Origin of the sequence: Streptococcus sanguinis (assembly GCF_020729725.1) — a bacterium.
Classification (GTDB): Bacteria; Bacillota; Bacilli; order Lactobacillales; family Streptococcaceae; genus Streptococcus; species Streptococcus sanguinis_V.
Map to the genome: position 1 here is coordinate 254,406 of NZ_JAJEPA010000005.1, position 13,649 is coordinate 268,054.

General features: G+C 44.1%; 12 protein-coding genes. 11 read left to right on the forward strand and 1 reads right to left on the reverse strand.

The window, feature by feature from the left end; genetic code table 11:
• The first annotated feature begins 4 nt into the window (after nucleotides 1-4).
• The 11 genes from efeB to K4I03_RS01235 all read left to right on the forward strand — a co-directional run bounded on the left by efeB (nucleotide 5) and on the right by K4I03_RS01235 (nucleotide 13,329).
• Nucleotides 5-1,213 (forward strand): iron uptake transporter deferrochelatase/peroxidase subunit, encoded by a 1,209-nt coding sequence (gene efeB, locus K4I03_RS01185; protein ID WP_227963435.1) that lies wholly within the window; start codon nucleotides 5-7, stop codon nucleotides 1,211-1,213.
• Nucleotides 1,191-2,891 (forward strand): FTR1 family protein, encoded by a 1,701-nt coding sequence (locus tag K4I03_RS01190; protein WP_227963436.1) that lies wholly within the window; start codon nucleotides 1,191-1,193, stop codon nucleotides 2,889-2,891. Before efeB ends, K4I03_RS01190 begins: the two co-directional genes overlap by 23 nt.
• Nucleotides 2,884-3,600, forward strand: coding sequence for a twin-arginine translocase subunit TatC (tatC, locus tag K4I03_RS01195; RefSeq protein WP_227963437.1), 717 nt, complete (start codon nucleotides 2,884-2,886; stop codon nucleotides 3,598-3,600). Before K4I03_RS01190 ends, tatC begins: the two co-directional genes overlap by 8 nt.
• Nucleotides 3,600-3,788, forward strand: coding sequence for a twin-arginine translocase TatA/TatE family subunit (locus K4I03_RS01200; protein WP_002906601.1), 189 nt, complete (start codon nucleotides 3,600-3,602; stop codon nucleotides 3,786-3,788). The genes tatC and K4I03_RS01200 overlap by 1 nt, the downstream gene beginning before the upstream one ends.
• Before the next feature lie 69 nt (nucleotides 3,789-3,857).
• Nucleotides 3,858-4,439 carry a xanthine phosphoribosyltransferase gene (locus tag K4I03_RS01205; RefSeq protein ID WP_227963438.1) on the forward strand — a complete coding sequence of 194 codons (582 nt, stop codon included), beginning with the start codon at nucleotides 3,858-3,860 and terminating at the stop codon, nucleotides 4,437-4,439.
• A 115-nt stretch (nucleotides 4,440-4,554) separates the two neighbouring features.
• The gene (locus tag K4I03_RS01210) at nucleotides 4,555-5,898 is read left to right on the forward strand and encodes an MATE family efflux transporter (protein WP_227963439.1); all 1,344 of its coding nucleotides are present in this window, start codon (nucleotides 4,555-4,557) and stop codon (nucleotides 5,896-5,898) included.
• 228 nt (nucleotides 5,899-6,126) lie between these two features.
• Nucleotides 6,127-8,370, forward strand: a complete 2,244-nt coding sequence (locus K4I03_RS01215; RefSeq protein WP_227963440.1) for an ATP-dependent Clp protease ATP-binding subunit — start codon at nucleotides 6,127-6,129, stop codon at nucleotides 8,368-8,370.
• Between the two features lie 206 nt (nucleotides 8,371-8,576).
• A complete protein-coding gene (gene lpdA, locus K4I03_RS01220; protein ID WP_227963441.1) occupies nucleotides 8,577-9,917 on the forward strand; it encodes a dihydrolipoyl dehydrogenase in 1,341 nt (446 codons plus the stop codon).
• A 15-nt stretch (nucleotides 9,918-9,932) separates the two neighbouring features.
• Nucleotides 9,933-11,006, forward strand: a complete 1,074-nt coding sequence (locus tag K4I03_RS01225) for a thiamine pyrophosphate-dependent dehydrogenase E1 component subunit alpha (RefSeq protein ID WP_227963442.1) — start codon at nucleotides 9,933-9,935, stop codon at nucleotides 11,004-11,006.
• A gap of 18 nt (nucleotides 11,007-11,024) precedes the next feature.
• Complete coding sequence (locus K4I03_RS01230; protein ID WP_002895536.1) at nucleotides 11,025-12,056, forward strand: alpha-ketoacid dehydrogenase subunit beta; 1,032 nt, start codon at nucleotides 11,025-11,027, stop codon at nucleotides 12,054-12,056.
• Between the two features lie 13 nt (nucleotides 12,057-12,069).
• On the forward strand, nucleotides 12,070-13,329 hold the full coding sequence (locus K4I03_RS01235; RefSeq protein ID WP_227963443.1) for a dihydrolipoamide acetyltransferase family protein: 1,260 nt from the start codon (nucleotides 12,070-12,072) through the stop codon (nucleotides 13,327-13,329).
• Between the two features lie 89 nt (nucleotides 13,330-13,418).
• On the opposite strand, the gene K4I03_RS01240 is transcribed toward K4I03_RS01235, so the two are convergent.
• Entirely contained in the window at nucleotides 13,419-13,619 is a 201-nt protein-coding gene (locus K4I03_RS01240; protein ID WP_223322810.1) for a 4-oxalocrotonate tautomerase, read from the reverse strand.
• Nucleotides 13,620-13,649 lie beyond the last annotated feature (30 nt).

Genomic DNA, 13,649 nt, shown 5'->3' on the forward strand with positions numbered 1-13,649 from the left:
TCATATGACAAACGACGAAAAATGGTTTAATAAAAAGATGGATCGTCGTGAATTTCTTAAAAAAGCAGGGATTGGAGGCGCTGGTCTTGCACTGGGTGTCTCTGGTGCATCTGCTTTTTTCGCTAATCAGGCCAAGGAAGATAAGAAATTCGTTGACGGTGAGGAAGAAATCAGATTCTACGGGGAGCATCAGGCTGGTATTACAACTCCGATGCAGAAGAATATCTACTTCGTTATTCTGGATTTGCATACGACAGATAGGGAGACCATTATCCAGCTCTTCAAGGACTGGACAGCCTATAGCGAGAAGCTGGTAGATGGAGAATTGGTCAAAAAAGATAATTCCAATGCTCTTTTGCCGCCAACGGATACTGGAGAAACTGTTGGTCTAAACCCTTATCGACTGACCTTGACCTTCGGTGTTTCAGCCTCTTTTCTGAAAAAAATGGGCTTGTCAGACAAACGACCTAAGGCTTTTCGGGATTTGCCTCCTTTTCCAAAGGAGCAGCTTAAAGAAAAATATACGGGTGGCGATATTGTCATCCAGGCCTGCGCGGATGATGAGCAGGTAGCCTTTCATGCGGTCCGCAATCTGGTCCGCAAGGGGAGAAATGCCATCACTATGAGGTGGAGTCAGTCAGGCTTTGCTGCTATCGGAGACCGGATGTCAACGCCTCGTAATCTCTTTGGATTTAAGGACGGCACAGCCAATGTGACCAAGGAAAAAGACTTCGACAAGGTCATTTGGTGCGATAGCAAGGACTGGATGCAGGGTGGCTCTTACATGGCTGTCCGCCGAATCCAGATGTTCCTTGAGACCTGGGACCGAACCAATCTGCAGGAGCAGGAAAACACTTTCGGCCGCTATAAAGATAGCGGAGCGCCTTTTGGCAAGAAAGACGAGTTTGACGAGGTTGACTTGGACCTGCTGCCAGAGGATTCACATGTCCGTCTGGCCAAGGAGGTTGATAAGCCCATATATCGCCGGTCTTACTCTTACTCGGACGGGATTGATGAAACTACTGGTCAGTTCGACACAGGCTTACTCTTTCTTTCCTTCCAGAAAGATCCAGACAGCTTTGTCAAAGTTCTAACTAATCTAGGCGCTCAAGATAAGATGAATGAATACGTCACGCATATCGGTAGTGGTTTGTTTGCTTGCTTTGGTGGAGTGAAAAAAGGAGAATACCTTGGTCAAAAATTATTTGAATAAAAGCTTACTTGTCATGGGGTTCTTGCTGATCTTTTTGGCTAAGCCGGTTTTAGCGGATGATAGCTACAGCAGTCTATTCGTCAAAATCACTGATGCCAGCACTGCAGTCAAGCAGAAGGACCAGGAAAAAGCCAAGCAGCTAGTCGGAGAGATCAAGACTGACTTTGAAAAGGTGGCTAATCACGACTCTGCAGCGGGACAAGAGGTAAGCAAGGCACTAGACTTATCGGGTCAGGTGACGGAGGAGAAGCTGACACAAATCTCTTCTGCCCTCTTGAAATTTGAAAAAGAGCAGAATCCAGTCGACTTAGAGGCTGAGAAAAAGAAGCTTCTCAGTAAGTTAGAGCCAAAATTTGAAAACCTACAAAAGGCCATTAGCGCTAAGGATTTAGAAGCGACAAGAGAAGCATACAAGAAGATGAATAGTACCTGGACTACCAATGAAAGCGTGGTTCGAGACAACAGCACAGCCCATTACGGCAAGGTAGAAACAGCTATTTCATTCTTGCGCAGCGCCATTGAGACGGAGCCTACTGACTTTGATATGATTCAGTCTTCTTTTGATGATTTGAAAACCGCCATTGATAATTTTGTCAAAGGTGAGAAAGTCCAAGAAACTGCTGGTAATCTGACGCTGAAAGATGGAATTAAGCTGCTAGAGGAGGCCTTAAGTCTCTTTCAAAGCGGAGATGATAAAAAGGCTGCTGCCAAGATGAAAGAGTTCATCACCATTTGGCCAACGATTGAAGGAGATGTCAGTGTCAATAATCCTTCACTTTATACCAAGGTAGAGAGTCAGACGCCAGTTATTATGGTCAAGGGGAGCGAAGAGAAGTATCAAAAGCAGCTAGAATCCTTGATTAGTGAGCTGTCACAGATTGACACGACAGCTTCCTACCATTTCTTTGATGCTATGCTGATTTTACTGCGTGAGGGTGTAGAAGCGCTTTTGATTGTCATGGCTTTGATAACGACTCTGAAAGCCTCTAAGATGAAAAAAGGGCTCAAATGGGTTTATGCCGGCGCAGCAAGCGGAGTTCTAGCCAGCGCTGTGATTGCAGCTTTGCTACAGTTTCTTTTCCCAGTAGTTGCTTCTGGATCCAATCGTGAGATTATCGAGGGTGCAGTGGGAATTTTCGCTGTCGCCATGATGATATTAGTTGGTATCTGGCTGCACAGCAAGGCATCTATTGAGAAATGGAATGACTTTATGGAAAGCCAAATGAAGGCTGTAACAGCCACAGGCAGTTTTCTTTCCATGTTTGCTCTTAGCTTTCTGGCAGTTTTCCGTGAAGGGGCTGAAACCATCCTTTTTTATGCGGGAATTCTGCCGCGCATCACTATGACTGATTTCCTTTTGGGAATCGGCTTGGCTGTTCTGGTCTTGGTCTTGCTGGCCTTTATCATGAGCAAGGCGTCTGGTCTTCTCAAGCCACACAGCATTTTCTTCTGGCTGACTTGGCTAATCTATGCTCTGGCCTTTAAAATGCTGGGCGTCAGCATCCATGCCCTTCAGCTGACCAATATCCTACCGACTCACTTAATCAATGGCTTTGTGACTGTAGACTGGATGGGGATTTATCCAAGCCTAGAAGTGGTAGTTAGTCAGGCGCTCTTTATCCTGCTGGTGGTCTATGTTAGCTGGAAAAATAAGAAAAGCGAGCAGCGGCATGGATAAAAAAGAGCAGACTATTATTGAGCATTTGACAGAGTTTAGACGGCGTTTTCTAGCGGTATTGGCTTGCTTCTTCGTGGTATTTCTGGTTAGCTTGCTCTTTTCAGCTGATATTTACCGATGGCTGACCAGTAATTTTGAGCAGAAGCTGCTGGTGCTGGGGCCGGATGATATCCTTTGGATTTATATCAGTCTGGCTAGTCTGGTCGCTTTTTCCCTAACCTTGCCATTTCTTGTTTATCAGGTCTGGGAATTTGTCCGACCAGCTTTGCGAGCCAATGAAGCACGAGCTGTTTTCGCCTATATCCCGGCTACCTTTCTCTGTTTTGTTCTGGGACTGGCTTTTGGCTTTTACTTTGTGACTCCAGCTATTTTGCAGGTCTTGCTGTCGCTAGGTGAGGGCCTCTTTGAGACACGACTGACAGCGCAGAATTATCTTAGTTTCGTCTTTCATACCACTATTCCGATTGCCTGCCTTTTTGAGTTGCCGGTTCTGGTGTCCTTTCTGACTTCTATCGGTTTGCTCAATCCGAAATTTTTGGTAAAATATAGACGATACGCTTACTTCATCTTGCTTGTTTTAGCAGTTGTCCTGACACCGGCCGACTTTATCAGCGACTTGTCTATGACAGTGCCTCTGATTTTGCTCTATGAAGTCAGCATCTTACTTAGTCGCATCATTTATCAAAGAAAATCAACGAGGAGAAACTAATGGGACTTTTAAAAGACATCGGAGTACCTGGGGTAATCATTATTGTTCTGGGCGCCCTGCTTATTTTCGGACCAAAACGCCTGCCCGAACTGGGGCAATCTATCGGTAAAATGTTTTCGGAATTCAAAAAGGCAGTCAATCACGCTGGAGAAGAAGAAAAGACCGAGAATAAAAACGAAAAAGAGTAAAGGAAAAGCACGGATATCTGTGCTTTTTCTGCTAGAATCAAGATGGATTTTGGAAAGGAAGGAAGACGAATGAAAAAATTGGAAGAACGGATTCTCAGGGATGGACAAGTGTTAGGTGAAAATATACTGAAAGTTGACTCTTTTCTGACCCATCAAATTGATTTTTCATTGATGAAAGAGATTGGCCAGGTCTTTGCGGAGGCGGTAAAGGACGCAGGAATTACCAAGGTAGTAACTATTGAAGCTTCTGGTATTGCTCCGGCTGTATACGTAGCAGAAGCGCTAGGACTACCAATGATTTTCGCTAAGAAGGCCAAAAACATCACGATGACAGAAGGGATTTTGGCGGCTGATGTTTATTCTTTTACCAAGCAAGTGACTTCGACCGTTTCGATTGCTGGGAAATTTCTCAACTCTGACGATAAGGTACTGATTATTGACGATTTCTTGGCTAATGGTCAGGCAGCCAAGGGCTTAATTACCATTATCGAGCAAGCAGGAGCCCAGGTTGAGGCAGTTGGCATTGTCATTGAAAAATCCTTTCAGAATGGCCGCAAGCTTTTAGAAACAGCTGGATATCGTGTCCTTTCTTTAGCGCGAATCGCAGGATTTGAGAAAGGTCAGGTTGTCTTTACTGAGGCAGATATATGATTTCCTTTTCCTTTTGACTATCTGTCTGGCTTATAGTATAGTAAAGATAGTTGATATTCTAAAAATCTAAGCTCATTGATTTCACTTGGCTAGAAAAAGTTTTTGAGGGATTTCTATGCACCAAACTCATAATTTACAGCAGCGGATGCGGCTCTTTATTTCTATTTTTTTGCCAATTTTGATCTACCAACTGGCCAATTTTTCAGCCTCATTTGTCGATACGACCATGACAGGTCAGTATGACACCTTGCATCTGGCTGGTGTTTCTATGGCAACTAGTCTTTGGATTCCATTTTTCGACCTGCTGATAGGGATTGTTTCGGCCTTGGTACCCATAATCGGGCATCATTTAGGACAAGGGAAAAAAGAAAAGATTGCTTCTGATTTTTATCAGTTTATTTATCTTTCTTTGGGGCTATCGCTAATTTTATTTGCCTTGGTATTTGTGGGCGCTCCTCTAGTTTTGTCTCACCTTGGCCTAGAGCCTTTGGTAGAAGAAGTGGCAAAGAACTATCTTTGGTATCTAGCGCTCGGCATTATCCCTCTTTTGCTCTTTAGCATCATTCGTTCTCTGTTTGATGCTCTGGGGTTGACCAAGCTTTCCATGTATCTCATGCTCTTACTTTTACCTTTGAATGGCACTTTTAATTATGCCCTAATCTACGGAGCATTTGGTTTTCCAGAAATGGGCGGAGCTGGAGCCGGACTTGGGACTTCTTTGGCTTATTGGGTTTTGCTTCTCATATCCTTGTTAGTAGCAGTCAAACATCCAAAAATCCGAGCATATGAACTATGGAAGATTCGACCGCTAGATAAAAAGGGCTTAATCGAGGGCATTCGACTTGGACTGCCTATCGGCGGAACGTTTTTTGCAGAAGTTGTGATTTTCTCGGTTGTTGGCCTGGTCATGGCTAAGTTTTCGTCACTAATCATTGCCAGCCATCAGGCGGCCATGAATTTTTCAAACTTAATGTATGCCTTTCCTATGAGTATTTCAACTTCTATGTCTATCATCGTTTCTTATGAAATTGGAGCCAATCGTCCTGACGATGTTAAGAAATTCTGTAAACTTGGGCGGCTGACGGCCTTGGGAATTGCTGGATTTACTTTCCTCTTTCTCTATATCTTACGCGACCGTGTGGCTGCTCTCTATGGGTCGGATACCGAGTTTATCCGTATGACATCTGTTTTTCTGACCTACAGCCTCTTTTTCCAATTAGCAGATACTTTTGCGGCTCCTTTGCAGGGTATTCTTCGGGGCTACAAGGATACTCAGGTGCCATTTTACTTAGGTTTGATTGCTTATTGGGGAGTTTCGCTGCCTCTGGGGTTCTTCTTAGATCACTATACTAGTTTAGGCCCTTATGGATATTGGATTGGTCTCATTGCCAGCTTGGTGATGAGCGGCATTCTCTTTCAGTGGCGACTTAATCGTTTGGCTAAAAATATTACAAATTAAAGAGTGTTGGTTTGTCCCTTTAGGATAAGTCAGTGCTCTTTTTTTCACAATCTTTTGTTAAAATTAGATTAAAACATGAAAAACGCTTACATTTTTTCTAGTATATTGATTGTGAAAATGATATAATAAACATAAGATTATCAAGTTAAGTTTTTGCTAAAATAGGTTAATTTTTAAAATGTTGTTTGCAGTTGACTTTGGTTTTCAGTAGAAAAGCGAGGAAACTATATGACCGAACACTATACCAATCTTTTGCAAGAAGTACTAAATGCTGCAAAGGAATTAGCTATTCAAAAACACAATTATCAAGTGGACATTCCGCATGTCTGGACAGTGCTGACCCAGCCTCAAGCTTTTGCCTTGGAATTCTATACCGGTCTGGACCTTGATATTAATGAATTTATCAGCGTCATCAATCAGGAACTAGCCAAGATTCCTGTATTTTCACATACGGATACGAACCGCTACGGACGTCAGTATAGTCAACGTCTCAAGAATCTTTTGAATGATGCAGAGGCTGAAAGGGCGGAACTGAGGGACGAGGTGGTAACAGTAGAGCACCTGATTCTCAGTCTATTTCATCAGCAGCGAAATCCGATAACTGTCTTTTTGAAACAGGCAGGAATTGATAAGGAGCTAGTTGCAGCAAAGTTGAATAAGGCTCGCCAAGGCAAACGAGCAATCTCTTCAAACCAGGAAAGTCACTATCAGGCCCTGAACAAATATGCGGCTAACTTTAATCAGTGGCTGGCTGACCAGACCGATAGACAGGTAATTGGTCGAAAAGACGAAATTGACGATATTATCCGTGTGCTGTGTAGGAAAGAGAAAAGCAACGCCATTCTCCTAGGCTTTCCAGGCGTTGGAAAATCCAAAGTGATAGAGGGGTTTGTTGGAAGATTACTTGCAGATGACGTTCCAGGAAAATTGCAGGGCAAGGAAGTTTTTAAGTTAAATCTAGGCGGATTGATTGCTGGAACTAAATATAGAGGAGAGTTTGAAGAGCGCTTCAAGGCTGTTTTGGATGAGGTGCTAGCTGCTAAGGGGAAGATTATTCTTTACATTGAGGATATTCACCAAATCGTGACAGCAGGGCGGACGGAGGGCTCTCTTGATGCAGGCAATCTTTTAAAGCCACTCTTGGCTCAGGGACAGATTAATATCATTGGCACAACGACTTTTGCTGCTTATCGAGAAAGCTTCGAGCTAGATCAAGCTTTGGAGGGGCGTTTTCAGCGGATTCGCATTGAGGAGCCCGATCAAGATAAAGCTTTGACAATTCTACAAGGACTGCGGGAGAATTATCAGGACTTTCACGGAGTTAGGCTGACGGACGAAGCCTTGCAGGCAGCAATCAGTCTTTCAATTCGTTATCTGTCAGATCGTTATTTACCTGATAAGGCACTGGACTTGATTGATGAGGCGTGTGCTGTTAAGAAAATCCGGCTAGCTCAAGCGGAAACTGAACGACCAGACGTCAGTCGTGAAGATATAGCCAGTATCGTAGAGCGTATAACAGGAATCAAAGTGCAGGGAATTATGGACAATGAGCGTAAACACCTGCTAAATCTAGACAAGCTCCTGCGCCAGAGAATTGTTGGGCAAGACCAAGCTGTTCAAAAGGTTTCGGAGGCGATTTTACGCTCAAGAGCAGGAATTCAAAATCCAAAGCGTCCTATCGGGTCCTTTCTCTTTCTGGGGCCGACTGGAGTTGGGAAGACTGCTTTGGCTAAAGCCCTTGCTGAGCGGCTGTTTGGTAATGAGCTGGAAATGGTTCGACTGGATATGTCTGAGTACATGGAAAAACATGCCGTAGCTCGTTTAGTTGGTCCGCCACCAGGTTACGTCGGATTTGAAGAGGGAGGACAGCTGACAGAAGCTGTTCGTAGGAGGCTTTATTCGATTGTCTTGCTGGATGAGATTGAAAAAGCCCATCTGGATGTATTCAACACCCTGCTGCAAGTCTTGGACGAGGGACGCTTGACAGACTCTAAAGGGCGTACTATTGACTTTAAAAATACTATTTTGATTATGACAAGCAATATTGGCTCTCAGCAGATTTTGGAAAGTCTCAAAAGTAAACAGGGACTGACTGCTGAAACGCAGGAAGAAGTTCTGTCCTTGCTGCAACATAGCTTTAGACCAGAGTTTTTAAATCGGATTGACGAGACGGTTATTTTCAACCCTCTAAGGGCAGAAGATATGGTCAATATCGTAAAAATTACGGTTCGCCAACTTCAGGAAAGGCTGAAACAACAGAAGATTCAGCTTCATCTGAGAGAAGAAGTCTATGCTTTTTTAGCCCAGAAGGACTACCAACCAGAGTTTGGTGCTCGTCCTATTCAAAGAAGCATTATGCGCTATCTAGAAACGCCTTTGGCTCGTTATTTGGTCGAAAATAAGGAAACAACTGAAATGAAAGTTCAAGTCAGTTTGAAGGATAGCCAACTGGAGTTTAATTATTTGGTATAAGCTTCTTCTAAAAAGCAAGCGCTTACTATGTGTAGACGAAGAAAATGAAGAAAGGAGGTTCATGGTTTCTGAGCAGACTGTATCTTGAGATTTTGAAATGAATCTTAGGTATACGAAAAATAATGAGATACTTCTTGTATCTATAGCCGACAGCAATCATTTTGATTGTTTGAGCACCCTTTGCATTTTATGAAAGGAGGTCTGTTTTGTCTGTTTATGATGTTTTGATTATCGGTGCTGGACCGGGCGGTTATGTGGCTGCTGAAGAAGCAGCTCGGTTGGGTAAGAAGGTGGCTGTGGTAGAAAAGAAGTCTATCGGCGGAACCTGCCTGAATGTAGGATGTATACCGTCTAAGGCCTATCTCCAGCACGGCCATTGGCTGCTGACAATGGAAGAAGCTAGGCGTTATGGCATTGAGAGCAAGCTTGAAAGGATTGATTTTGAGAAATTGGTAGACCGAAAGAATCAGGTTGTTGCCAGTTTACAATCTGGAATTCATGCTAGCTTTAAGTCTTTAGGCATTGAGTATATAGAAGGTCAGGCCAAGTTTGTCAAAGACCGAACTTTCTCCGTCAATGGTAAAGAAATCAGTGGCAAAGATGTGATTTTGGCTACTGGCAGTTATCCTTTTGTACCTCCTATTAAGGGACTGGAACAGGTTGACTACCTAACGACAGATACGTTTTTTGACTTGAGGGAACTTCCTGAGAAGTTAGTCATTATCGGAGGTGGAGTTATCGCAATTGAGCTAGCTTTCGCTATGGCTCCTCTGGGTGTTGCTGTTACTGTTATCGAGGTTGCTCCAGAAATTCTTTTGACCGAAGAAGCAGAAGCGCGACATGTGATTCAAAAGAAACTAAAGAAAATGGGGGTGATGATTTATCAGGGGGCGCAGATAAAGGAAGTAACTGGTAATTCTGTCTTGCTTGAGAACGAGCAGGTTGCTTTCGACCATCTTTTAGTCGCTACTGGCCGCAAACCAAACCTAGAGCTAGCGAAGGATATGGGATTAGCCTTGACGGAGCGAAATTTTGTCAAGGTAGATCAATACTACGAAACATCCAAAGAGCATGTTTATGCTATCGGTGATCTCTTAGAATCTTATATGCTGGCCCACGTAGCTAGTGCAGAAGGAATAAAAGCTGTGAGAGCTATCTGCCGAAGAGCTGAAGAAGCAGTTGATCCGCTCGGTGTCCCCCGTTCGCTCTACACCAGTCCTGAAGTAGCTTCTTTTGGTCTCAGCAAGGATGAGGCTGAGAAGGCGGGATATGATGTTCAGGTCCAACAGCTACCTTTCTCTTATAACGGGCGGGCTATTGCTATAGGTGAGACAGAGGGCTATGTCAAGCTAATCTCAGAAAAGAAATACCATCTTCTACTAGGTGCAGTCATCGTTGGTCCGAACGGTACAGATCTTCTGCAGAATTTGATTTTGCTGAAGCAGGCTGAAGCAACGCTGGATCAAGTTCTTGAAACAGTTTTTGCTCATCCTACCACATCAGAACTAATACAAGAGGTCGCTAAAAGACTCGTTCAGGACGATTAATGAGGAGGTAAAAATATGTCAAATTATAAAGACTTACCACAACAATTGAGCAAAACAAGAAACCAAAGTGCTGTATCAGAGCTAGTAGATTTAAAAGTCTATGATGCTACTGAAGTTGAAGTAGAGCAGGTTTCCAAAGAAAAAGCCAAGACCATGTATAAAACCATGTGGGATATCCGTAATTTTGAGGAAAATACTCGGCGTTTCTTTGCTGCAGGACAGATTCCTGGATTTGTTCACCTTTATGCTGGGGAGGAAGCGATTGCTACTGGCGTCTGTGCAAATCTGACAGACAAGGACTATATTACCAGTACTCACCGGGGACACGGTCACTGTGTTGCTAAGGGCGGTGATTTAAAGGGAATGATGGCAGAAATTTTTGGCAAGGAGACTGGGCTTGGAAAAGGAAAAGGCGGATCTATGCACATCGCCGATTTGGACAAGGGAATTCTCGGTGCCAATGGTATGGTTGGTGGAGGCTTTGGTCTAGCTACCGGTGCTGCTATGCGAAACAAGTACTTGAAAACCGATAGTGTGGCTGTCTGCTTCTTCGGTGATGGTGCAGCCAATGAAGGGAATTTCCATGAATGTCTCAACATGGCATCAATTTGGAAACTGCCAGTTATCTTTGTCAATGAAAACAACCTCTTTGCAGAATCGACACCGCAATGGTATTCTTCAGCGTCTGGCACCATTGCTGAGAGAGCGGCTGCTTATAATATGCCCGGCGTTCGGGTTAATGGTAAGGATTTATTCGCTGTCTACCAAGTAGCCAAGGAAGCTGTAGAGCGGGCTCGTAGAGGGGAAGGACCTACCTTAATTGAAGCTGTAACATATCGCGATCATGGTCACTTTGAAGGGGATGAGCAGAAGTATAAGGCTTTGGAAGGTGAAGAAAAAGACTGGGCTGATGTGGATGCTCTAGATGTCTTCCGTGACTACGCTATCGAGCATGGCCTCTTGACTGAAGAGGAACTTGATGCCATATTAGAGGAGTCTCGAAAGGATGTGGAAGAAGCTATCAAATTTGCTCAAGACAGTCCAATACCTCGTTCCGAGTCTCTGCTGGAAGATGTATTTGCTAATTGATAGAAGGAGGTTGATCAAATGGCTAGACAACTGTTATTTATGAAAGCAATCAATGAAGCGCTGGATCAGGCAATGGCAAAAGATGATACCGTAATCCTTCTGGGAGAAGATATTGCTGGCGGTGTAACAGTCAAGCACTTGGAAGAAGAAAACGAAGATGCTTGGGGCGGCGTAATGGGTGTAACCAAGGGACTCATGCCAAAATACGGACGAGAGCGAGTGATTGATACTCCAATTTCTGAGCACGGATACGTGTCAGCTTCTGTTGGAATGGCTCTGACTGGCTTGCGGCCAGTACCGGAGCTGATGTTCAATGACTTTATCGGTTTCTGCTTTGATGCCATTCTGGGGCAAGGCTCAAAAATGCGCTATATGTTTGGCGGTAAGGCTAAGGTTCCGATGACAATGCGGACCATGCATGGGGCAGGAGCTTCGGCTGCAGCTCAGCACTCGGGTTCTTATTACGGTCTCTTTGGTTCCATTCCTGGTATTAAGGTAGTTGTTCCAGCAACTCCGTATGATGCTAAAGGGTTACTGCTGGCTTCCATTGAAGACGACAATATCGTGATTTATTCAGAAGATAAGACCCTCTATGGTATCAAGGGAGAGGTACCAGAAGAATATTATACAGTTCCAATTGGAAAGGCTGCTGTCCGCCGTGAAGGAACAGACCTCACTATCGTTACTATCGGTAAAATGCTTTATGTCGCTTATGAGGTAGCAGATCGCTTGGAAAAAGATGGTATTTCGGTCGAAGTAATTGACTTGAGAACAGTAGCTCCTTGGGATGAGGAGACTGTCTTTGAATCAGTCAAGAAAACTGGACGACTGATTATCGTTGATGAATCCAACCCTCACAATAACACAGCGACGGATATTGCAGCTGTAGTGACTGATAAATGCTTTGATTATCTTGATGGTCCAGTAAAATGCGTCTGCGCGCCAAATGTGCCAGTGCCATTTGCTGTGAATCTGGAGCAGCTCTATATCCCTAATGCTGATAAGGTTCTGACTGTTGCTGCAGAATTGATTGACGATCTGAAGAGATAGAAGGGAGGCAAGTATGGCTACAGAAATTGTAATGCCTAAGCTAGGCTTAACAATGACCGAAGGTTTGATAAATAACTGGCTGGTCAAGGAAGGCGACACCGTAGCTGCTGGTCAGCCTGTCTTGGAAATCAGTTCTGAAAAATTGACCAGCGATGTAGAGGCGCCAAGCGCAGGAGTTGTTTTAAAAATTATCAGTCAGGCGGGCGATACTGTCCCGTGCAAGAAAGTAATTGCATGGATTGGTGAAGCAGGAGAATCTATTCCAGGTATGGAAGCAGAAGGAGCCTCTGCGAACCAGTCAGAAAGTGAGCATGGGGCAGCTGATGCAGGGGTTGGACTAGCAGAAAAAACTGCGACAGCAAGTTCCAACTCTGTCGGAAACAGTGAACATGGACGTATTTTCATCACTCCTCTTGCCCGTAAGATTGCTAAGGAAAAAGGATATGATATTTCCTTGATTTCAGGAACGGGAGGCAATGGCCGTATTACCCGACGGGATGTGGAAAACTATAAACCAGAGGCACTTCCAAACCAAACACCTGAAAGTAGCTCAGCAGTCCTTCAGCATGCTGGTCAAGTTGACTATGGTGCAGGATTGACAGGTATGCGCAAGACTATTGCAGAGCGGATGATGAATAGTCTCCAGACATCTGCTCAGGTGACCTTGCACCGTAAGGTGGATATCAGTCGGCTGATAGCCTTTAGACAGGATATGAAGGATAAGGTCGCTTCTCCACTAGAAAATGGCGAAATCAGCATCACGACTCTGCTGACAAAGGCAGTTGCCAAGGCATTGAAAGATCACCCTCAGCTCAACGCTTGGTATTTCAATGGTCAGTATCAGGAAGTAGAAGATATTCATATTGGTATCGCGACGGCACTTAGTGATGGTTTAGTGGTTCCGGTCATTCGTCACGTGGATAAGCTAACGCTGGCTGACTTGGGCTTAGCTATCAAAACGGAAGCTAATCAAGCTCGTAAAGGAACTTTGGATCCAGCTCTTTACTCAGGTTCAACCTTCAGTATTACTAATCTCGGGGGAGCAGGAATTGAGTATTTCACTCCTATCCTAAATACACCAGAAGTAGCCATTTTAGGAGTTGGTGCATTGCAAACGTCGCTGGCTCTTGACAGCCAAGGACAGGTCTACGAGCAAAAATTCCTGCCGCTCAGCTTGACTTTTGACCATCAAGTCGTAGATGGTCAGCCCGCAGCGGAATTTCTAGCCAGTCTAGCGGACAAGTTGGAGTCTCCTTACGACTTGGTTTTCTGATAGAAGAATGAGTGGTGAATTTCATTCCTGAATGATAAAGAAAAAGGCCAGCAGGTTAAATCTCCATAACCTGCTGGCCTTTTTCTTTTTTATTTTTCCCTCATTTCTCCTTGTGGGAAGTAGGTTCCTTCTGGCATGTCGTTAATAATGACATGGACAGCAGACTGAGGTGCGCCTGTATTTCTGACAACGGCTTCAGTTACTTCCTTGGCAAGAGCCTTTTTCTGCTCCAGAGTACGACCTTCAAATAAATCAATTCTAACAAATGGCATATTTTTTGCCTCCTTTATTTCTTTATCATTATTTTATCACAAATGAGG

Excerpts from the sequence above, each read along its gene's own strand:
- K4I03_RS01205 (WP_227963438.1), top strand. The coding sequence starts at position 3,858 with ATGAAAAAATTGGAAGAACGGATTCTCAGGGATGGACAAGTGTTAGGT.
- K4I03_RS01215 (WP_227963440.1), top strand. The coding sequence starts at position 6,127 with ATGACCGAACACTATACCAATCTTTTGCAAGAAGTACTAAATGCTGCA.
- K4I03_RS01225 (WP_227963442.1), top strand. The coding sequence starts at position 9,933 with ATGTCAAATTATAAAGACTTACCACAACAATTGAGCAAAACAAGAAAC.
- K4I03_RS01210 (WP_227963439.1), top strand. The coding sequence starts at position 4,555 with ATGCACCAAACTCATAATTTACAGCAGCGGATGCGGCTCTTTATTTCT.
- K4I03_RS01200 (WP_002906601.1), top strand. The coding sequence starts at position 3,600 with ATGGGACTTTTAAAAGACATCGGAGTACCTGGGGTAATCATTATTGTT.
- K4I03_RS01235 (WP_227963443.1), top strand. The coding sequence starts at position 12,070 with ATGGCTACAGAAATTGTAATGCCTAAGCTAGGCTTAACAATGACCGAA.
- K4I03_RS01230 (WP_002895536.1), top strand. The coding sequence starts at position 11,025 with ATGGCTAGACAACTGTTATTTATGAAAGCAATCAATGAAGCGCTGGAT.
- tatC (WP_227963437.1), top strand. The coding sequence starts at position 2,884 with ATGGATAAAAAAGAGCAGACTATTATTGAGCATTTGACAGAGTTTAGA.
- efeB (WP_227963435.1), top strand. The coding sequence starts at position 5 with ATGACAAACGACGAAAAATGGTTTAATAAAAAGATGGATCGTCGTGAA.